Annotated in this window: 17 protein-coding genes and 1 pseudogene; 8 read left to right on the top strand and 10 right to left on the bottom strand. The window is 68.1% G+C overall.

Features of this window, described 5'->3' with window-relative positions; all coding sequences use genetic code 11:
* Window positions 1-9: 9 nt before the first annotated feature.
* The gene (gene lpdA, locus ACN20X_RS18655; protein ID WP_016447105.1) at window positions 10-1,857 is read left to right on the top strand and encodes a dihydrolipoyl dehydrogenase; all 1,848 of its coding nucleotides are present in this window, start codon (window positions 10-12) and stop codon (window positions 1,855-1,857) included.
* A gap of 91 nt (window positions 1,858-1,948) precedes the next feature.
* On the opposite strand, the gene ACN20X_RS18650 is transcribed toward lpdA, so the two are convergent.
* Window positions 1,949-2,878: a LysR family transcriptional regulator gene (locus tag ACN20X_RS18650; protein ID WP_016447104.1), complete on the bottom strand. Its 930-nt coding sequence runs from the start codon at window positions 2,876-2,878 to the stop codon at window positions 1,949-1,951.
* Window positions 2,879-2,941: 63 nt separating this feature from the next.
* On the opposite strand from ACN20X_RS18650, the gene ACN20X_RS18645 reads away from it, so the two are divergent.
* Both ACN20X_RS18645 and ACN20X_RS18640 read left to right on the top strand, forming a co-directional pair.
* Window positions 2,942-3,559, top strand: a complete 618-nt coding sequence (locus ACN20X_RS18645) for a LysE family translocator (RefSeq protein WP_016447103.1) — start codon at window positions 2,942-2,944, stop codon at window positions 3,557-3,559.
* A 343-nt stretch (window positions 3,560-3,902) separates the two neighbouring features.
* Window positions 3,903-5,140, top strand: a pseudogene (locus ACN20X_RS18640) (MFS transporter).
* On the opposite strand, the gene ACN20X_RS18635 reads toward ACN20X_RS18640, so the two are convergent.
* Together ACN20X_RS18635 and ACN20X_RS18630 are read right to left on the bottom strand one after the other, a co-directional pair.
* Window positions 5,141-6,166, bottom strand: coding sequence for an FUSC family protein (locus tag ACN20X_RS18635; RefSeq protein WP_016447101.1), 1,026 nt, complete (start codon window positions 6,164-6,166; stop codon window positions 5,141-5,143).
* Between the two features lie 180 nt (window positions 6,167-6,346).
* On the bottom strand, window positions 6,347-6,838 hold the full coding sequence (locus tag ACN20X_RS18630) for an EVE domain-containing protein (RefSeq protein ID WP_016447100.1): 492 nt from the start codon (window positions 6,836-6,838) through the stop codon (window positions 6,347-6,349).
* A 129-nt stretch (window positions 6,839-6,967) separates the two neighbouring features.
* Here ACN20X_RS18630 and yghU point away from each other — a divergent pair, with 129 nt between their 5' ends.
* Window positions 6,968-7,807: a glutathione-dependent disulfide-bond oxidoreductase gene (yghU, locus tag ACN20X_RS18625; RefSeq protein ID WP_016447099.1), complete on the top strand. Its 840-nt coding sequence runs from the start codon at window positions 6,968-6,970 to the stop codon at window positions 7,805-7,807.
* Window positions 7,808-7,814: 7 nt separating this feature from the next.
* Here the strand turns inward: yghU and ACN20X_RS18620 are convergent, their stop codons facing one another.
* From ACN20X_RS18620 to ACN20X_RS18610, 3 genes are all read right to left on the bottom strand, one after another.
* Window positions 7,815-8,498: a hypothetical protein gene (locus ACN20X_RS18620; RefSeq protein ID WP_279495277.1), complete on the bottom strand. Its 684-nt coding sequence runs from the start codon at window positions 8,496-8,498 to the stop codon at window positions 7,815-7,817.
* Window positions 8,499-8,573: 75 nt separating this feature from the next.
* Entirely contained in the window at window positions 8,574-8,831 is a 258-nt protein-coding gene (locus tag ACN20X_RS18615; RefSeq protein WP_012205794.1) for a GlsB/YeaQ/YmgE family stress response membrane protein, read from the bottom strand.
* A gap of 167 nt (window positions 8,832-8,998) precedes the next feature.
* Window positions 8,999-9,634, bottom strand: a complete 636-nt coding sequence (locus ACN20X_RS18610) for a C40 family peptidase (protein WP_016447097.1) — start codon at window positions 9,632-9,634, stop codon at window positions 8,999-9,001.
* 191 nt (window positions 9,635-9,825) lie between these two features.
* On the opposite strand from ACN20X_RS18610, the gene ACN20X_RS18605 reads away from it, so the two are divergent.
* The 4 genes from ACN20X_RS18605 (at window position 9,826) to ACN20X_RS18590 (ending at window position 15,415) form a co-directional block, all read left to right on the top strand.
* Complete coding sequence (locus ACN20X_RS18605) at window positions 9,826-10,428, top strand: isochorismatase family protein (protein ID WP_016447096.1); 603 nt, start codon at window positions 9,826-9,828, stop codon at window positions 10,426-10,428.
* A 203-nt stretch (window positions 10,429-10,631) separates the two neighbouring features.
* The gene (locus ACN20X_RS18600; RefSeq protein ID WP_267178536.1) at window positions 10,632-12,518 is read left to right on the top strand and encodes a propionate--CoA ligase; all 1,887 of its coding nucleotides are present in this window, start codon (window positions 10,632-10,634) and stop codon (window positions 12,516-12,518) included.
* Between the two features lie 167 nt (window positions 12,519-12,685).
* Window positions 12,686-14,074: a phosphomannomutase/phosphoglucomutase gene (locus ACN20X_RS18595; RefSeq protein WP_473209725.1), complete on the top strand. Its 1,389-nt coding sequence runs from the start codon at window positions 12,686-12,688 to the stop codon at window positions 14,072-14,074.
* Between the two features lie 15 nt (window positions 14,075-14,089).
* Window positions 14,090-15,415 (top strand): 3-deoxy-D-manno-octulosonic acid transferase, encoded by a 1,326-nt coding sequence (locus tag ACN20X_RS18590; protein WP_473209724.1) that lies wholly within the window; start codon window positions 14,090-14,092, stop codon window positions 15,413-15,415.
* A 37-nt stretch (window positions 15,416-15,452) separates the two neighbouring features.
* On the opposite strand, the gene ACN20X_RS18585 is transcribed toward ACN20X_RS18590, so the two are convergent.
* From ACN20X_RS18585 to ACN20X_RS18570, 4 genes are all read right to left on the bottom strand, one after another.
* Window positions 15,453-16,877: a sensor histidine kinase gene (locus ACN20X_RS18585; protein ID WP_473209723.1), complete on the bottom strand. Its 1,425-nt coding sequence runs from the start codon at window positions 16,875-16,877 to the stop codon at window positions 15,453-15,455.
* Between the two features lie 2 nt (window positions 16,878-16,879).
* Window positions 16,880-17,557: a response regulator gene (locus ACN20X_RS18580; RefSeq protein ID WP_016447091.1), complete on the bottom strand. Its 678-nt coding sequence runs from the start codon at window positions 17,555-17,557 to the stop codon at window positions 16,880-16,882.
* Between the two features lie 370 nt (window positions 17,558-17,927).
* Window positions 17,928-19,382: a TolC family outer membrane protein gene (locus ACN20X_RS18575; RefSeq protein WP_016451715.1), complete on the bottom strand. Its 1,455-nt coding sequence runs from the start codon at window positions 19,380-19,382 to the stop codon at window positions 17,928-17,930.
* Window positions 19,383-19,469: 87 nt separating this feature from the next.
* Entirely contained in the window at window positions 19,470-19,817 is a 348-nt protein-coding gene (locus ACN20X_RS18570; protein ID WP_016447089.1) for a rhodanese-like domain-containing protein, read from the bottom strand.
* Window positions 19,818-19,864 lie beyond the last annotated feature (47 nt).

Genomic DNA, 19,864 nt, shown 5'->3' with positions numbered 1-19,864 from the left:
GCCCGACACATGGCAATCATCGACATCAAGGTGCCCGACATCGGCGACTTCGCCGAAGTGGGCGTGATCGAACTGCTGGTCCAGCCCGGTGACACCGTCGCCAAGGATCAGTCTCTGATCACCGTGGAGTCCGACAAGGCCTCCATGGAGATTCCTTCCAGCCATGCCGGCGTGGTCAAGGAACTCAAGGTGCAGCTCGGCGACAAGGTCGCCGAGGGCTCCGTGGTCCTGACGCTGGAGGCTGCCGGCGAGGCGGCCACTGCGCCCCAGGCTGCCGCTGCGGCTCCTGCAGCCGCCAGCGCCGCGGCACCTGCCGTGCCGGCTCCAGCGGCCCCGGTCCCCGCTCCTGCGGCAGCAAGCTACGCTGGTGGCGCGGCCGACTATGACTGCGACGTGGTCGTGCTCGGCGGTGGCCCTGGCGGCTACTCTGCCGCCTTCCGCGCAGCCGACCTGGGCCTGAACGTGGTCATCGTCGAGCGCTACAAGACCCTCGGCGGCGTCTGCCTGAACGTGGGCTGCATTCCCTCGAAGGCGCTGCTGCACGTGGCGGCCGTCGTGGACGAGGTCAAGCACCTGGAAGTGGCAGGCGTCAAGTTCGGCGCGCCCGAGGTCAACATCGACCAGTTGCGCGGACACAAGGACAAGGTCATCGGCAAGCTGACCGGCGGCCTGGGCCAGATGGCCAAGATGCGCAAGGTCACCGTGGTGCGCGGCTACGGCAACTTCGTCGGTGCCAATCACCTTGAGGTGGAAGAGACCACGGGCGACGGCCAGGAAAAGACCGGCAGCAAGAAGATCGTGCAGTTCAAGCGCGCCATCATTGCCGCCGGCAGCCAGGCCGTGCACCTGCCCTTCATGCCCAAGGACCCGCGTGTGGTGGACTCCACCGGCGCGCTGGACCTGGCCAGCGTGCCCAAACGCATGCTGATCCTGGGTGGCGGCATCATCGGCCTGGAAATGGGCACCGTCTACTCCACGCTGGGCGCACGCCTGGACGTGGTGGAGATGATGGACGGCCTCATGCAGGGCGCCGACCGCGACCTGGTCAAGGTCTGGCAGAAGATGAACGCGCCGCGCTTCGACAACATCATGGTCAACACCAAGACCGTGGGTGCCGAAGCCACGCCCGAAGGCATCAAGGTCAGCTTCGCGCCCGCCAAGGACGGCATCACCGTGCCCGAGCCTCAGGTCTACGACCTGGTGCTGCAGGCCGTGGGCCGCACGCCCAACGGCAAGAAGATCGCCGCCGAGAAGGCCGGCGTGGCCGTCACGGACCGCGGTTTCATCGAAGTCGACATCCAGATGCGCACCAACGTGCCCCACATCTTCGCCATCGGCGACGTGGTGGGCCAGCCCATGCTGGCGCACAAGGCCGTGCACGAGGCCCATGTGGCCGCCGAAGTCATCGCCGGTGAACTGCAGGGCAACAAGGAGCTGGCCGCCAGCGCCTTCAATGCCCGCGTGATCCCCAGCGTGGCCTACACCGACCCGGAAGTGGCGTGGGTGGGCCTGACCGAGGACCAGGCCAAGGCCCAGGGCATCAAGGTCAAGAAGGGGGTCTTCCCCTGGACGGCATCGGGCCGCGCCATTGCCAATGGCCGCGACGAAGGCGTCACCAAGCTGCTGTTCGACGACAGCCCCGAGGCGCATGGCCATGGCCGCATCCTGGGCGGTGGCATCGTCGGCACGCATGCGGGCGACATGATCGGCGAGATCGCGCTGGCCATTGAAATGGGTGCCGACGCCGTGGACATCGGCAAGACCATCCATCCTCACCCCACGCTGGGCGAGAGCCTGGGCATGGCGGCCGAGGTGGCGCACGGCTCCTGCACGGACCTGCCGCCGCAGCGCAAGTAAGCGCAACGCCCGGCCTTCGGAACGGGCAAGGACACAAAGGCAGCTTCGGCTGCCTTTGTGCTTTGGGGGGTAGTACGGTTCGCAGGCCGGCTCAGGCCTGGGAGCGCAGCCACTGCAGTAACTGCGCGTGCACGCCATTCGGTGCAGGCGGGGCAGGGGACAGCAGGCAATAGCGCGATCCATCCTCCACAAAGCCCATGGGCGCCGCCAGCACGCCGCTGGCAATGTCGTCGCGCACCAGTTGCCAGGGGCCTATGGCCACGCCCATTCCGGCCACGGCAGCCTGGAGCGTGAAATAGAAATGTTCGAACTGCAGCTGCGGTCCCGAGGGCTGGGGCTGGCCGCTGCACTCGGCCCAGGTGGCCCAGGCGCCAGGGCGCGTGCGGCTTTGCAGCAAGGGCGCATCGGCGCGCAGCCTGGGCGTGTGCTCTTGCGCGGGGCGGTCGCACCATTGCGCCAGGCGATCTGGCCGGCAGACCGGGCCTATGCGCTCTGCGAACAGCGTTTCGGCATGGCAGCCTGCGGGCAGGGCGAAATCGTCGCGCCGTATGGCCAGGTCGATCCCGTCCGCAAACGAGAACGGGCCGCCGCCGGCCACCAGGTGCAGTTGCAGCTCGGGATGCATTTGCTGGAACTGTGGCCAGCGTGGAATCAGCCAGCGCATCAGCAAGGTGGGTTCGCAGGACAGCACCCAGCGGCGCGCATGCCGCGCGCGTGCGCGCAACTCCTGCGTCGCCTGGCGCATGCGCTCCAGGCCTTCATGCACGGCCTGTGCGAGATGGCGCCCAGCGTCGGTCAGGAAGACGCGGCGGCTGCGGCGGTCAAACAGGGTCACGCCCAGATCGTCTTCCAGCAGGCGCACGGCCCGGCTGATGGCGCCGTGGGTCAGATGCAACTCTTCAGCCGCCTTGCTGAAGTTCTCCCGTCGGGCGGCTGCTTCGAAGCAGCGCAGGGCCTGCAACGACGGCAGCCGCTTGCTGGGAGTCTGTGAATTGAGTTCACTAACTGTGTCAGAAAACATCGTTATGTATTTTCATGGAAGGCCAATACTATCCCGCGTTGCACTGAGTCGAACGGAGAATGCATGACCGAATGGATAGCTGTAGTCACCATTACCTTGCTGGCCGTGATCAGCCCCGGGGCGGATTTCGCCATGGTCACGCGCAACAGCCTGCTGCGCTCGCGCCGCGAGGGCATGCTCACGGCGCTGGGCATAGGTCTGGGCGTGCTGGTCCATGTCAGCTATACCTTGCTTGGGGTGGGGTTGCTGATGCAGCAGGCCACCTGGCTGTTCGATGTGGTCAAGCTGCTGGGTGCAGCCTATCTGATCTATCTGGGCGTGACCATGCTGCGCAGCCGGCCGGACGGAGAAATGGCCAGCCACCCAGCTGCCGTACTGTCCGACATGGCGGCGCTGCGCACGGGCTTTCTGACGAATGCGCTCAATCCCAAGACCACGGTGTTTGTGGTGAGCCTGTTCCTGCAGATCGTGGGGCAGGACACATCGCTGGCCACGCAACTGGCGTACGGCGGGTTCATCTCGCTGGCCCATGTGGGTTGGTTTTGCATCGTGGCGCTGTGCTTTTCCGCGCAGCGGGTTCGTGCCCGGCTGCTGGCCGTACGGCACTGGATAGACCGGGCCTTTGGCGGCATGTTGGTGGGCTTCGGTGTGTTGCTGGCCAGTGCCAAGCTGAGGCTGTGATGCTATGAAGGCCTGACAGGAATCGGTGGGGGAGGACGGGCGAAAGGCCGCAGCGCATGCGGCCTCTGCCCGGCATGCAAGGCCTGCGAGGTGCCATGGGGTGCCTCGCAGGCCAAGCTGTTTCTGGGGCAGCGGAAATGCCTGGCCGCGCAGCTGGAGCGCCTCACCTGGGCGTTCCAGTGCCACGGGCTATGTCGAATGCGCTGCCGATGCCCGCTGCCGCAAGCCGGTTGGTGGGCAGATGCCAGGGGCGCTGCTTGCGGGCGCCGCTTGGCCTATGCTTTCGATACTTCACACATCACCCACAGGGCGCACGGCATGTGCCCCCAGGAAACCGCATCCAATGGAAACAACAAGGCAGGGGGTGCATCCCTCATGGATCGTCGTGATGGCCGGCGTCAGCGCGGCCCTGCATGTAGGCAAGCTGCCGCCGGCCGTGCCGGTGCTGCAGCAGCAGCTGGGCGTGTCCCTGCTGCAGGCCGGCTTTCTGCTTTCCACCGTGCAGGTGGCCGGCATGCTGCTGGCCTGGTGGTGGGCCTGGGGGCTGACCGCTGGGGACTGCGGCGCAGCATGCTGGCGGGCCTGCTGTTGATGGCGGGTGCCAGCGCACTGGGCGCCATCGCCACGGGTTTTGCACCGTTGCTGGCCCTGCGCGCCGTGGAAGGACTGGGCTTTCTGCTGGTCGCCATGCCGGGGCCAGGCCTGATTCGCCGCTGCGTGGCGCCGCACGATCTGAGCGCGCGCATGGGCTGGTGGGGCACCTACATGCCGCTGGGCAGTGCCATCGGCTTACTGCTGGGTCCCTGGGTGATGGCCTGGGCTTCCTGGCCGCTGTGGTGGCTGCTTCTGGGGCTGGTCTCTGCCCTGGCTTGCGCCGCCGTGTGGTACGGCGTGCCGGCAGACGGCCCGAAGGCACCCGTTGGCACGTCGGCGGCTGGCGGGGGGTGGCGTCCGCGCCTGGCGCTGACTTTGCGCAGCCCTGGCCCCTGGTGCGTGGCGCTGGGCTTTGCCGTGTATTCGGGACAGTGGATGGCCGTCATCGGCTTTCTTCCCACGGTCTATGCCGAGGCGGGCCTGGGAGCGGCGTTGTCGGGCACGCTGACGGCCGTGGTGGCGCTGGCCAACATGGTGGGCAATGTGGCATCGGGCCGTCTGCTGCAAGGCGGCTGGAGCGCATCGCGGGCGCTGCGCCTGGGCTTCGGCTGCATGGCTTTGTGCGCGCTGCTGGCCTATGTGCAATGGCAAGGCCAGCCGTTGGCACCTTTGTGGCTGCGCTTTGCTGCGGTAGTTGTGTTCTCGGCAGCGGGGGGACTGATTCCGGGCACGCTGTTTTCCATGGCCGTGCGGCTTGCCCCCGATGAGTCCACTGTTTCGACCACGGTGGGCTTCATGCAGCAATGGTCCAGCGTGGGCCAGTTTGCAGGGCCGCCTCTGGTGGCGGCCGTGGCAGTGCAGGCGGGCGGATGGCAGTGGACCTGGGTGGTGACGGCGGCCATGTGCGCCATCGGCTGGTGGCTGGCCGGCGCCATTGCCCGCATCAGCGCGGCGCCTGCAAGGCAGCGCGAACGCGCTGCCGCCTGATCACGCGTCGCGCGAACCTGTGAGCGCCTTCAGGGCCTCTTCCATCTGTCGTGCGTGGTCCAGCGCGGGCAGCCAGGCCTCAGGCAGCGGTTGGGTGGGCGCCTGGGGGGCCGAGGCGGCCAACCTGGCCAGGGCGTCGTCTGGCTGCAGGGCCACCACGTTGCCATTGGCGGCCAGTTGCCGGCAGGCTTCGATCAGCCATTCACAGTGCAGGACGATGGCGCGCGGCATGAGGCCGCTGTCATGCGACATTCCGCGCACCAGGCTTTCGCCCAGCAGCAGCGCGCTGGCGTACAGGCGCACGGCATGGCGGTCGTAGCGCGCCGTGACGGTCTGCAGTGCCGCGCCACCCAGGCGTCCGCGCACGGACCAGCGGCTGGCGCTTTGCGCCTCCGCCATGGCGGTGCGCAGCGCGCTCAGCGCATCGCTGCTGCGCGTGAGCTGGCCCAGTGCCACGGTGGCGTCGGGTGTGTCGTGGGTGGCGGTGGCACGCAGCGTGGCGTCCAGCCCGTCGGCCAGCTGGCCCAGCAACGCGCTTGCCGAACGTGATACGGCACGCAGCGGATTGGCCGTGAAGATGACCTGGCTGAACATCAGGCCCACGCCTGCGCCGACCAGCACGTCGACCAGCCGGGTTTCGCCCGCCGCGCTGGGCCCCATGCTGAGGACCAGCACCACGGAAACGCCGGCCTGTATCGGAACCACAGGCGGCTGCCCCAGCATGGCGGCCAGCGACAGCGCGACCAGCGAGGCCAGGCTCAGCCGCAGCAGGGGAATGGTGTCGGGCAGCAGCCAGGCCAGTTCGCCGACGATGATGCCGATGGCGCAGCCCAGCACCAGGCCCCAGGTTTGCTTGAGATGGCTGGGCAGGCCGGGCGCCAGGCAGACCAGGGCGGTGACGGCGGCAAAGACGGGTCTGGGGTGGCCCAGCAGGTAGTGGGACAGTTCCCAGGCCAGCATGGCGCCCAGCGAGGCGGCGATGGCATCGCGCAGCGCCAGCCGCAGGCGGCCTGGCGCCGCGGCCATGCCGCTCTTGAGTGGTCCAGTGGTTGTTTTTGCTTTTGATTTTCGCCAGCGCACGAAGATGGTCCCTCCAGCTTGCGAAATCCAGGTTCGCAAATGCCCAAAAGCATAGCGGCCGATGCAGGGCAGGAGTGCAGGAAAGAGGCTTCTTGCTTGTAAGAAAGCAGCCCGTGCGAGGCGTGTTCAGCCGTGCCTGAGCAGGCCTTCGATGAAGCTCCATTCCTCGGGCGTGACCGGCGTGATCGACAACCGATTGCCCTTTTGCAGCACACGCATCTGCGCCAGTTCAGGATGCGCGCGCAGCTCGGCAATCTGCAGCGTGCGTGTCTTGCGCAGCGCCTGCACGTCCAGCGTGAGCCAGCGCGGCTTGTCGGGAGAAGACTTGGGGTCGTAGTACGGGCTGGCCGGGTCGAACTGCGAGGCGTCGGTGCGCAGATTGCCGGCAATGCGGGCGATGCCGTAGATGCCGGGCTCGGCGCAGCTGGAATGCCAGTACAGCACCCCGTCGCCGACCTGCATGGCATCACGCATGAAGTTGCGCGCCTGGTAGTTGCGCACCCCGTCCCAGGCAATGGTGGCCTGCGGCGCGGCCAGCGCATGGTCTATGGAGTATTCGTCGGGCTCGTTCTTCATGAGCCAGAACTGGCGGGCGGAGGGTGTGGGGGCTGCAGTCATGCAACGATTGTGGCAAATCCCCGGACGCCGTGGCGGCGTTCTGCGCGCGGCGGCAGGAGTGTGTCAGGGGCTGGACAATGGCCTTCAGCCGGGCGCCTTTCCCATGCCCGCGAACCACAGGAATCCTGCATGTCCGACCGCTCCACCTATGTCCCGCCCGCCGTATGGCAGCCTGCGCCCTCGGGCGGCACCTTCGCCAACATCAACCGCCCGGTCGCCGGGCCGACCCACGACAAGACACTGCCGGTGGGGCAGCAGCCTCTGCAGCTGTATTCGCTGGCCACGCCCAACGGCGTGAAGGTCACCATCATGCTGGAGGAGCTGCTGGCGCTGGGCCATGGCGGCGCCGAGTACGACGCCTGGCTGATCCGCATCAGCGATGGCGACCAGTTCTCCAGCGGCTTTGTCGAGGTCAACCCCAATTCCAAGATTCCCGCGCTGGTGGACCGCAGCGTGGAGCCGCCGGTGCGCGTGTTCGAGTCGGGCTCCATCCTGCTGTACCTGGCCGAGAAGTTTGGCGCGCTGCTGCCTGCCGAGCCCGCTGCACGCACCGAGACGCTGAACTGGCTGTTCTGGCAGATGGGATCGGCGCCTTACCTGGGCGGCGGCTTCGGTCATTTCTATGCCTATGCTCCCGAAAAGTTCGAGTACCCGATCAACCGGTTCACCATGGAAACCAAGCGCCAGCTGGACGTGCTCAATCGCCAGCTGGCCGAGCACGCCTTCATTGCGGGAGAGCACTACAGCATTGCCGACATCGCCATCTGGCCCTGGTATGGCGCACTGGTGCTCAACGAGGTGTACGGCGCGGCCGAGTTCCTGGCGGCCCATGAGTACACGCATGTGATGCGCTGGGCCCGCGAGATTGCCCAACGGCCGGCGGTGGTGCGCGGCCGCCGCGTCAATCGCACCTGGGGAGACGAGGCCACCCAGGTGCCGGAGCGCCACCGCGCCTCGGACCTGGGCTGATCGCCATTTACTGGGAGCGGCCCCAGGGGCCGCGGTCCGGCTGGCGCCAAAAGCGCGGGCGCTTGCCGGATGGCTGGGCCCCGGGCTCGCCCTCGCCCTCGCCCTTGCCTTTGCCCTTGCCGTGCTCATGCAATTGCTTGCCGGTCTGCTCGACCTTGCGGGCCGTGCGTTCCAGCTGCGTGGGCAGATGCGAGGGAATGTCGAGCTCCGCCTGCTCGACCACGCGAATGCAGTCCTGGATGTGGCGCTCTCCCAGGTAGCGCAGCGTGGCGTAGCCCAGGGCGGCCGCTGCAGCCTGGCCGGCCAGCGGCACGTACTTTGCCGCTTGGGTTGCCGTCATGCGCATGCCGGCAGCGCGTGCCAGGCGCACCACCATGTCGCGCGTGATCAGCTTGCCGATCAGTACCGAGCCGACCATGGCCACGGCCTTTTGCACCTGCTCGCGCTTGCCGGGGTCCAGCCTGTCCAGCTGTTCGGGCGTGAGGCCGAACTCACGGTTGATGCGCGGCAGCAGGCGCGCCAGCAGGGCTGCGTCAACCAGCCAGTCCAGCCCCGGGATCGGCAGGCTGCTGGCTGCGGCTCCCACCAGCGCACGCCGGTGCAGCAGCTTGCGCGCGCTCTCTGCGGCCTGCGCCACATCGTGGCGCGGTGGTGGAGGGGGAGGGGTCTTGTCCGATGTGCGAAAGATCATGCGTGCCAGTGGGTCCGGGGCAGATGTCGATCAGGAGAATGCGCCAGCCGGAGGAGGCGGCTGGCGCCGGTGCGGTCAGCGTGCGCTCTTGCTGCGCACCAGGCTGTAGATGAAGAGGATGACGATGGCGCCAACGATGGAGGCGATCCAGCCAGCGGGCTGCCCGGCTTCATACCAGCCCATGGCGACACCGACATAGCTGGCAAGAAACGATCCTGCCACACCAAGCAGGATGGTCATGATCCAGCCAAGGCTGTCGTCGCCGGGTTTGAGTGCGCGCGCCAGCAGGCCAACGACCAGGCCAACGATGAGGGTGCCAATCAAGGACATCATGCTTTTCTCCGAACTGAAGCTTCCATGCCGCGACTCTAGGGCCCGGCGCATGCCGGCCCTGTCGGACAGCGTCTCAACCTGGGACGAAGGCAGTGCAGTGCCCTGAAAAACAAAACGCCTGCATCTGCAGGCGCCTGGATTGGAGGAGGGCAGACAGCCCGCCGTGGTTACTGCAGCTGGCTTGCCTGCATCTGCATGGCCAAGGCAGCCTTGCTGGCATCCAGGCCCAGGCCGTCGGAGTCCTGCACGCGACGGGCGCCATCGAAGCGGCGGGCCCAGTAGGCGCTTTGCATGCTTTCCACGCGCACCTGTGCACCGGTGCGGGGGGCATGAATGAAGTTGCCGTCGCCGACATAGATGCCGACGTGGCTGAAAGCGCGGCGCATGGTGTTGAAGAACACCAGATCGCCGGGCTTGAGTTCGTTCTTGTCGATTTTTTCCGTGGCCTGTGCCTGCTGGTCAGCGCGACGCGGCAGGACCTTGCCCAGGGTCTCGGAGTAGATGGCACGGACAAAGCCGCTGCAGTCGAAGCCGGTCTCGGCACTGTTGCCGCCGCGACGGTAGGGAACGCCGATGAAGCCCATGGCGGTCACGACCAGGTCGGAGGTCTTTTCGGCGACGCTTTGTCGTGCTTCCTTGACGAAGTCGGAAGTGCGCTCCGCCATGTGGTGGCGGGCTTCGCGCAGCTGCGAGATGAGGCTGCGGTTGACCAGCAGCTGGTTCATATCGTCGTCACGCAGCTCGGGCGGAGCCGCGTGTGCAGTGGCGCTGACGAACAGGAGTGCGATAAGCCATCGGGACATGGGGCGCGAGATTACCACGCAAAAACGTAGGACAAACTCGATAAGACCCCCGAAGGCCCGGGTTTTTGAGCCACCTCAGGAATCGCCGGCGCCCGGCGGTGATGGCCCCCAAGCTGCGACAATAGCGGGCTGTCCTGTTTTCCGATAAGAAGGGCGGCCCGCGCCGCCTCGTATTCCAAGAAAGATCCGCCATGCTGCTTGAAGCCTCCGACTCCCAGCTTGTACTCGTCGATTACCAGGAGCGCCTGATGCCGGCCATCTTCGAGGGCCCGGCAGTCCTGGCCAATGCCGTGAAACTGGCTCGTCTGGCGCATCTGGTGGAAGTGCCGGTGTTCGGCACCGAACAGAACCCCTCGCGCCTGGGTGCCAACGATGCCCAACTGCGCGCGCTGTGCGACAGGACACTGTCCAAGATGCATTTCAGCGCCGTGTCCGAAGGACTGGGCGAGTGGCTGCGTCCGCCTGCACGTCCCCAGGGCGGCAATGCGCGCAGCCTGCCCAAGCACCTGCAAAAGCCCCAGCAGCAGGCGCCCGAGCGCAGCATGGTGGTGATTGCCGGCTGCGAAGCCCATGTCTGCCTGCTGCAGACGGCGCTGGAACTGCTGGAAGACGAGTTCGACGTCTGGGTCGTCACCGATGCCTGCAGCTCGCGCACCGAGCGCAACCGCGATGCTGCCTTCGATCGCCTGGCCGGCGCGGGTGCCGAACTGGTGACCACGGAGATGGTGGCCTTCGAGTGGCTGCGCAGCTGCGAGCACCCGGCCTTCAAGGATCTGCTGGCCCTGGTCAAGTAAGCGGCTGAAGCGATGGTTTTCGTCGAGGCGCCTGCACGGCGCCTTTTTTTTACGCCCGTCGCAAGGCGGGGCCATGAAAGACGAATGGGACGGAGGTGGCCGGCCCGGGTCGCTGTGCAGGATTTGTCAGCTTTGGGCAAGCGCATTATGAATAATTATGAATTCAGAAGCCGCCAATCCATGACAACGACAGGAGACAGACAATGGCCCCGCGTTTCGACGATTTCCACCGCCGCTCCATCCAGGAGCGCGATGCCTTCTGGGCCGAGCAGGCCGGCCGCATCGACTGGCATGTGCCGCCCCAGCACATCTGCGACTATGACAACCCGCCGTTCGCCAAGTGGTTCGTGGGCGGCCAGACCAATCTTTGCCACAACGCCGTGGACCGGCACCTGGCCGAGCGCGCCGACCAGAATGCGCTGATCGCCATCTCCACCGAGACCGGCACCGAGAAGGTCTATACCTACCGCGAACTGCATGCCGAGGTGCAGCGCATGGCCGCCGTGCTGCAGTCGCTGGGCGTGCAAAAGGGCGACCGCGTCCAGATCTACATGCCCATGATTGCCGAGGCGGCCTTTGCCATGCTGGCCTGTGCGCGGCTGGGTGCCATCCATTCGGTGGTGTTCGGCGGCTTTGCGTCGGCGGCGTTGGCCTCGCGCATCGACGATGCCGAGCCCAAGGTCATCATCAGTGCCGACGCGGGCTCGCGCGGCGGGCGCGTCGTGGCCTACAAGCCTTTGCTGGACGAGGCCCTGCAACTGGCCAGCCACAAGCCAGCGGGCGTGCTCATCGTGGACCGTGGCCTGGCGCCTGCGCCCATGCGCGCCGGCCGCGACCACGACTGGACCAGCCTGCGTGCGCTGCACGCCGACGCCCAGGTCGCCTGCACCTGGGTGGAATCCACCGACCCCAGCTACACGCTCTACACCAGCGGCACCACGGGGCGCCCCAAGGGCGTGCAGCGCGACACGGGCGGCTACACGGTGGCGCTGGCCGCCAGCATGCCGATGATCTTCGGGGCCGAGGCGGGCCAGACCTTTTTCTGCACCAGCGACATCGGCTGGGTCGTGGGGCACAGCTACATCATCTATGGGCCCCTGATCGCGGGCATGGCCACCGTGCTCTACGAGGGCCTGCCCATACGCCCCGACGCGGGCATCTGGTGGAGCATCGTGGAGAAGTACCGGGTCACCCACATGTTCTCGGCGCCTACGGCCATCCGCGTGCTCAAGAAGCACGATGCCGAGTACCTGCACCGCCACGATATCTCCAGCCTCAAGGCGCTGTGGCTGGCCGGCGAGCCGCTGGACGAGCCCACGGCGCAGTGGATCAGCCAGGCCCTGGGCAAGCCCATCATCGACAACTACTGGCAGACCGAGACCGGCTGGCCCATCCTCACGCTGTGCAACGGCGTGGAGCAGCAGACCACGCGCTTCGGCAGCCCGGGCAAGGCCGTCTATGGCTATGACGTCAAGCTGATCGACGAGGCCACGGGCGAGGAGCTGCGCGGCGCCGGGCAAAAGGGCGTGCTGGCCATCGAGGGACCGCTGCCGCCGGGCTGCATGCAGACCGTCTGGCGTGACGACCAGCGCTTCGTCAACACCTACTGGAAGAGCATTCCGGGCCGCATGATCTACAGCACCTTCGACTGGGGCATACGCGACGAGGACGGCTACTTCTTCATCCTGGGCCGTACCGACGACGTGATCAACGTGGCCGGCCACCGCCTGGGCACGCGCGAGATCGAGGAATGCATCTCCGCCCACCCCCAGGTGGCCGAAGTCGCCGTGGTCGGCGTGGCCGATGCGCTCAAGGGCCAGGCGGCGCTGGCCTTTGCCGTGCCGCGCACGGCGCTGGAAGGCGAGGCCGAGCGCGCGGCGCTGGAGGCCGACGTGATGAAGCTGGTCGATGCGCGCCTGGGAGCCGTGGCCCGGCCCTCGCGCGTGGTCTTCGTCAGTGCGTTGCCCAAGACGCGCAGCGGCAAGCTGCTGCGCCGTGCCATGCAGGCCGTGGCTGAGGGGCGCGACCCGGGCGACCTCAGCACCATGGAAGACCCGGCTGCGCTGGCCCAGGTGCAGCAGCAGCTGTGAGGCAGGGCACGCGCCGCAACCGCTTGCAGCCGGGGTGATGTGCGCCGGCGCCCCTGCCTGCCGCGCCTACAAGCCTGCCGCGCCTACAATCGCGCCTTGGGCCGCAGCCGGGCCAGGTCCCCAGGCTGCGGCGCCCTGTTTTCAACCGACGAGAAAGCGTTTTCGACGTGCAGGTCGCATCTTCCATCTTCAAAGCCTATGACATCCGCGGCCTCGTGCCGTCCACGCTCAACGAGGAGGTCGCGCTCGGCGTGGGCCGCGCCTTCGGCATGGCGGCCCTGGCGGCCGGCGAGACCGTGGTGGCCGTGGGACGCGATGGCCGCCTGTCGGGACCCTCGTTGTCCGCGGCGCTGATCGCCGGGCTGACCGAGGTCGGCATCGAGGTGATCGACATCGGCCTGGCCACCACGCCCATGCTGTACTACGCAGCCAGCACGCTGGCGCGCTCGGGCATCCAGGTCACGGGCAGCCACAATCCCAAGGATTACAACGGTTTCAAGATGGTGCTGGCCGGCCGAGCCATCTACGGCGAGGAAATCCAGGCGCTGCGCCGCCGCGTCGAAAGCGATGACTGGACGATCACGGGCACCGGCAGCGTGCGCCGCGCCGATGTGCAGGCCGACTACCAGGCGCGCATCGTGGGTGATGTGAAGCTGGCGCGCCCCATCAAGATCGTGGTGGACTGCGGCAACGGCGTGGCCGGGGCCTCGGCGCCCGGCATCTTCCGCGCCCTGGGCTGCGAGGTGATCGAGCTGTTCTCCGAAGTGGACGGTGAATTCCCCAACCACCATCCCGATCCCAGCAAGCCCGAGAACCTGCGCGACGTGATCGAGGCGCTGCGCACCTCGGACGCCGAACTGGGCCTGGCCTTCGACGGTGACGGCGACCGCCTGGGCATCGTCACCAAGGACGGCCAAAACATCTTCCCCGACCGCCAGATGATGCTGTTCGCCAAGGACGTGCTCTCGCGCGTGCCGGGCGGCAGCATCGTCTACGACGTCAAATGCACGCAGCGCCTGGCGCCCGCCATCCGCGAGGCCGGGGGCGAGCCCGTGATGTTCAAGACCGGGCACTCCCTGGTCAAGGCCCGCATGAAGGAGCTAGACGCGCCGCTGGGCGGCGAGATGAGCGGCCACATCTTCTTCAAGGAGCGCTGGTATGGCTTCGATGACGGCACCTACGCGGGCTGCCGCCTGCTGGAGATCGTCAGCCGCGAGGCCGACCCCAGCGCCTTGCTCAACGCGCTGCCCACCAGCTTTTCCACCCCTGAACTGAATGTGGCCTGCGCCGAGGGCGAGCCCCATCGCCTGGCCTCCGAACTGCAGGCCCTGGCCGCCGAGACCTTTGCCGCACCGGCCCAGGTCAGCACCATCGACGGCCTGCGCGTGGACTGGGCCGACGGCTTCGGTCTGATCCGCGCCAGCAACACCACGCCCGTGCTGGTTCTGCGCTTCGAGGGCCAGACCCAGGAGGCGCTGTCGCGCATCGAGGCGCAGATGCTGGCGCTGCTTGAGCGCGTCAAGCCCGGCGCGCAGGTTGGCGGTGCCGCGCACTGATTTGCGCGCCAGGCGATGACTTCCCGCTCTCCCACGTCCTGGGCGCGCGCGCTGTACAGCGCTGTGACCTGGGCGGCGCAGCCGCTGCTGCGACGCAAGCTGCTGCGCCGCGCCGAGGCCGAGCCCGTCTATGCCGAGCACATTCCCGAGCGCTTTGGCCGCTACCAGCCGGCCACGCTGGGGCAGGACGGACGCGGCCGGTGGATCTGGATTCATGCCGTATCGCTGGGTGAGACGCGCGCTGCCGCCATCTTGCTGACCGCGCTGCGCGAGCGCCTGCCGGGCATGCGCCTGCTGCTGACCCATGGCACGGCCACAGGCCGCACCGAAGGCCGCCGGCTGCTGCAGCGCGGCGACCTGCAGGTCTGGCAGCCCTGGGATACGCCGGCGGCCGTGCGCCGCTTCGTGCAGCAGTTCAGGCCCGCAGTCGGCGTGCTCATGGAAACCGAGGTCTGGCCCAACCTGGTCGCCATCTGCCGCGAAGAGGGCGTGCCGCTGGCGCTGGCCAATGCGCGACTCAGCGACAAATCGCTGGGCCAGGCGCTGCGCGTGGCACCGCTGGCGCGCCCTACCTATGCCGCCCTGGCCGCCGCCTGGGCACAGACCGAGGACGATGCGCAGCGCCTGCGCCTGCTGGGTGCGCCCGTGCGCGGCGTGCTCGGCAACCTGAAATTCGATGCGCGTCCGGACGCGGCGCTGCTGGAGCGCGCCCGGCAATGGAAGTCCGGCCTATCCCGCCCTGTGGTGCTGCTGGCCAGCAGCCGGGAGGGCGAGGAGGCCATGCTGCTGTCCGCCCTGCGCACGCTGGGGCCGGCAGGCCGGGCCGTGCAATGGCTGGTCGTGCCGCGCCATCCGCAGCGCTTTGACGAAGTGGCGGCGCTGCTGGCTGGCGGCGGCCTGCATGTCTCGCGCCGCAGCCAGTGGGTGGGTGGCCCGCCCTGCGGAGCTGCGGCGGATGACATCGACATCTGGCTGGGTGATTCGCTGGGCGAGATGGCCCTGTACTACGGCCTGGCCGACGCCACGCTCATGGGCGGCAGCTTTGCGCCGCTGGGCGGCCAGAACCTCATCGAGGCCCTGGCCTGCGACTGCCCCGTGGTGCTGGGGCCGCACACCTTCAACTTCAGCGAGGCCTCGGACCTGGCCTGCGAGGCCGGCGCCGCGCTGCGCGCACCCGACCTGGAGCACGGGCTGCGCCTTGCCGTGGACCTGGCCGGGGACCGCCAGTCCCACGCCCATGCCGTGGCCCAGGCGCGCGGCTTTCTGGACCAGCACCGTGGGGCCGCACGGGCCACGGCGCAGGCGGTGGCCGGGCTGGTGCAGTCCCAACCGTTGCGCTGAGCACTAGGTTTTCGGCTGGCGGTATCCGCAGGCCGGATCAGCCGGCGTCCTGCAGCACGGGCAGGCTGACACTCGCCAGCAGCCCTCCATCCTCCGCACTGAGCAGCTCGATGCTGCCGCCGTGCCGCTCGGTCACGGTCCTGGCGATGGCCAGGCCCAGGCCGCTGCCGCTCTGGCTCTGGTCGGGCACGCGGAAGAAGCGGTCGAAGACACGCTGGCGCCAGGCCTCGGCGATGCCCGGGCCACGGTCGCGCACCTGGAGCACGGCCTGGTCGCCCTGGCGCTGCAGGCGCACGCTGATGGTGGCGTGCGCGGGGCTGTATTTGATGGCGTTGTCCACGAGGTTGTCGATCAGCGAGACCAGGCCTTCGCGTTCGCCCATCACGCTCAGTGGCTCGCTGGCTTCCAGGGCCAGTTCCACCGGGCGGCGGCAGGCCAGGGCGTCGAGTGCGGCGAGCCGGTCTTCCAGCAGCAGGTCCAGGCGCAGCGGCTGCATGGCCATGCCGGGCGCTTCGGTCTCGCTGCGCATGAGCTGCAGCAGCTGGGCCACCATGCGGCTGGCGCGCTGGTTGCTGCGCAGCAGGCTGTCCATGAGTTCCTGCTGGCGCGGTTCGCTGCCAAGGCGCAGCAGGGCCTCGACGTTGACGTGCATGGCGGCCAGCGGCGTGCGCAGTTCGTGGGCTGCATCGGCGATGAGGTTGCGCTCGCGCTCGCTGCTGGAGCGCACGCGGGCCAGCAGGGCGTTGATGTCCTGCACCAGCGGCCGCAGCTCGGCGTGTGGCGGCGCATAGGTGAGCGCGCTGAGGTCGTCGGGGCCGCGTGTGGCCAGCTCGTCGCCCACGCGGCGCAGCGGGCGCAGCGCCGCGCGCACCGACCACCAGGCCGGAAAGGCCAGGAAGGGCAGGCTGATCAGCAGCGGCAGCAGGTAATAGCTGCGGGTGTTGAGGGTGATCAGCAGCTCCTTGAAGGACGGCAGCATCAGCGTGACTTCGGTCTGGCCCGAGGCCGAGAGCAGCGTGCTCATGCGCCAGGTCTGCCCTTCGAAATCTATGTCCTCGACCGTGTCCAGCACGCGGTTGCGCAGGGTGGGTGCCGGCGTGGGCGAGCGGTACAGGAGCTGGCCGCGCTGCCAGACCAGCAGCGTGGGCGTGAAGCGGATGTCGTCGTCTCCATCGCTGTATTCATGGCGCAGGGCCGTGTCCAGCGCGGCCAGGCTGTGCTGCTGGCGGTCCGGAAGGTCGGCCAGGTCCTCGGCCACTGCCATGACAAGTTCGTAGACAGGCTTGCTGACCAGCAATTCATTGTGGAAGTGGGCCATGTAGATGGCTGCCACCAGCAACGCGGTCCAGATCGCGGTGAGCACGCCCATCTGGGCCAGCAGCATCCGCCGGCCCAGTGTGGGCCGCAGCCAGCGGCGCCATCTCGGGCTGGCCTGTTGCCCCTGCACGGTCTGCGATGTCATGGTCAGGACAGGGGAGCCATCGGCTGCGAGTCGATGACATAGCCAATGCCGCGCACCGTGCGTATGAAGCCCGGCCCGATCTTGCGGCGCAGGTTGGAGACATGGACCTCCAGCGCATTGCTGCCGTTGGCGCTGCCGCCCGGGATGACTTCCTCCTCGATGCCGCTGCGCGTGACCACGCGGTCCATGCGCCGCAGCAGCAGGGCCAGCAGGTCGAATTCGCAGCGGGACAGCTCGACGTTCTGGCCTGCAACGCTGACACGGCGCGTGGGCTCGTGCAGCGACAGGCCGCGCAGATGCAGCGTTCCGTCGCCCTGCCCATAGCTGCGGCGCGCCAGGGCGCGCACGCGTGACACCAGTTCGGCAAGGGCAAAGGGTTTGACCAGATAGTCATCGGCGCCGCTGTCCAGGCCGTGCAGCCGGTCATGCAGGCTGTCGCGTGCGCTCAGGATCAGCACGGGCAGGCGGCGCCATTCGCGGCGCAGGCGCGCCAGCAGGCTGATGCCGTCGCCATCGGGCAGGCCCAGGTCCAGCAGCACCATCTCGAAGCTTTGCTGCTCCAGCGTGCGCAGCGCATCGGACAGGCGGCGCACCCAGACCACGTCCATGGCGTGATCGCCCAATGCGATGCGCACGCCATTGCCCAGATCCAGATCGTCCTCCACCAGCAGCAGTCTCATCGTGTGTTCCCTGTGCCGCTCCCATGCCGCGGACCGGCGCCTGCGGGAGGGCTGCCGCGAGTATCGGTCAAGGCGGGGACGATGCGCTTCAGCATCCCTTCAGGAAAGCCAGGGCAGGTCTTCAGGCGGGTTTGCCACAGTGGCCCGCTCGACAACTCCGAAGAAGGCAAGGCGCGCATGCCAAGACTCTCCCGCTGTTCCTTGCTGAGCCGCCTGGCGGCGCTGTGCGCGCTGGCTGCCTGGATGCTGGTCGTGGCGGGTTTGCGTGCCTCGGCTTTGCCAGAGCACAGGGCTGCGGCGCCAGGCGCGCGGCCCGCGGCGGCCGGGCATCAGCCTGGGGCACTGCCGGCCGTGCGGGCGCTTCAGGGATTCAAGGGGCTGGCGCGCGGAGCGACAGCGCATCGATGGCGCGCAGGTCGTCGTCGCTGAGCGTGCCGGCGGCCTGGCGCAGCTTGAGCTGGCCCAGCAGCACCTGGTAGCGCGCCAGGGCCAGGTCGCGCTGGGTCTGGTAGAGCTGGCTCTGTGCGTTGAGCACGTCGATGTTGATGCGCACGCCGACCTCGTAGCCAAGCTTGTTGGCGTCCAGCGCGCTCTGGCTGGACGCCAGCGCGGCCTCCAGCGCCTTGACCTGGGCCTGGCCCGACTGCACGCCGAAGAAGGCCGTGCGCGTGCTCTGCTCCACGTTGCGCTGGGCGTCGTCCAGCTGTGCGCGCGCCTTGTCTTCCAGCGCCAGGGTTTCCTTGATGCGGTTTTGCACGGCAAAGCCGGCGAACAGCGGCAGGTTCATGACCACGCCCACGCTGGCGGCATTGGTGCGGTAGCTGGTGCCGATCTGCGGGGTGACCGAACCGTTGGGATAGCGGTTGACCACGTAGCCGGCCTGCAGGTCCACGGTGGGCTTGTGGCCGGCCTCGGCTTTCTTCGTTTCCAGCTGGGCGATGTCCAGCGCCAGGCGGGCCTGGCGCAGCTGGGGCTGGCCTTGCAGTGCGGTGTCCACCCAGGCCTGGGCATCGGCGGGCATCAGGGCCGGCAACTGCAGCGGCTGGGCCAGCGGGCGGGGCACGGTGCCCACGGCGCCGACGATCTGGTCCAGCACCAGGCGCTTGACGCGCAGGTCGTTCTCGGCGGCGATTTCCTGGGCACCGGCCAGGTCGAACCGGGCCTGGGCTTCGCGCGAGTCGGTGATGGTGGCCGTGCCGACCTCGAAGTTGCGCTTGGCGAATTCCAGCTGCTGTGCAATGGCTGCCTTCTGTGCCTTGACCACGGCCAGGCTGTCCTGGGCACCGAGGACATCGAAGTAGGCCTGGGCCACGCGAACCAGCAGGTTCTGCTCGCCGCTGTCCAACTGGGCGCGCGCCACGTCCACGCCGCGCTGGCCCTGGTCGTAGGCGATCTTGTTGGCCGGGCGGTACAGCGGCTGCTGGGCGCTGAGCTGCAGGTTCTGCTGGGGCGAGCGAAAGCTCCCCGGCAGCACGCTGACTTCCACATGCGATGTGTTGGCGCCCGCCTGCAGGCCCACGCTGGGCAGAAGGCCCGAGCGCGCCTGCTCGGCACGGCTGGCGGCGGCCTGGGCGTCGGCTTGCTGGGCCTGCCACTGGGCGTCGTAGCCGCGTGCCTTGGCGACCAACTCCGACAGGCTCTGGCCCGTGGCCGATGAGGCTGTCACGGCGGGCAAGCCCGATGCCGGGGCGGCAGGGACGGTGGACTGGGCCAGAGCGGTCCCCATGCCGCAGGCACACAGCAGCAAGGCAATCTGGCGAAGGGGCCAGGCGTGTGGGCGGGGCGGGGCGTAAGCGACAGGGGCAAGGGGCCGAAGCAGGGGCATAGAGGTCCTCGAATCAAAACACAGTCGTCACGAAGCACCGGGGACGGCGGGTTGGCCGTGTCCCGGGTTTCTTTTGCGTCTTGCCGCTCAGTAGCGCGGCACGCCTGGGTCGCGCTCGCGCGACCAGGCATCGATGCCTCCGCTGATATTGGCCACGGTCTCGAAGCCGTTGTTCATCAGGAAGGCAGCGACATGCATGCTGCGTGCGCCGTGATGGCACAGGCAGGCTGTGGGGTGATCCGGATCGAGTTCCTGCAGGCGCGAGGGAATCTCGCCCATGGGGATGCAGCGCAGCTCGAAGCCCTCGGGGCGTACGCTGGCCTGGGCCACTTCCCAGGGCTCGCGCACGTCCAGCACCAGGGGCAGGGCATCGGAGCCGCTGGAGTGCTGGGTCAGCCAATCGTTGAGTTGCGCGGGAGGCACTTGGGGAAGCATCGGAAAGATCCTTGCGGAATGGAATGGGGTTGCGGCAGCGGCCATGG

The organism is Delftia sp. PX-1 (assembly GCF_055797465.1).
This window is presented reverse-complemented; position numbering and strand designations above follow the sequence as displayed.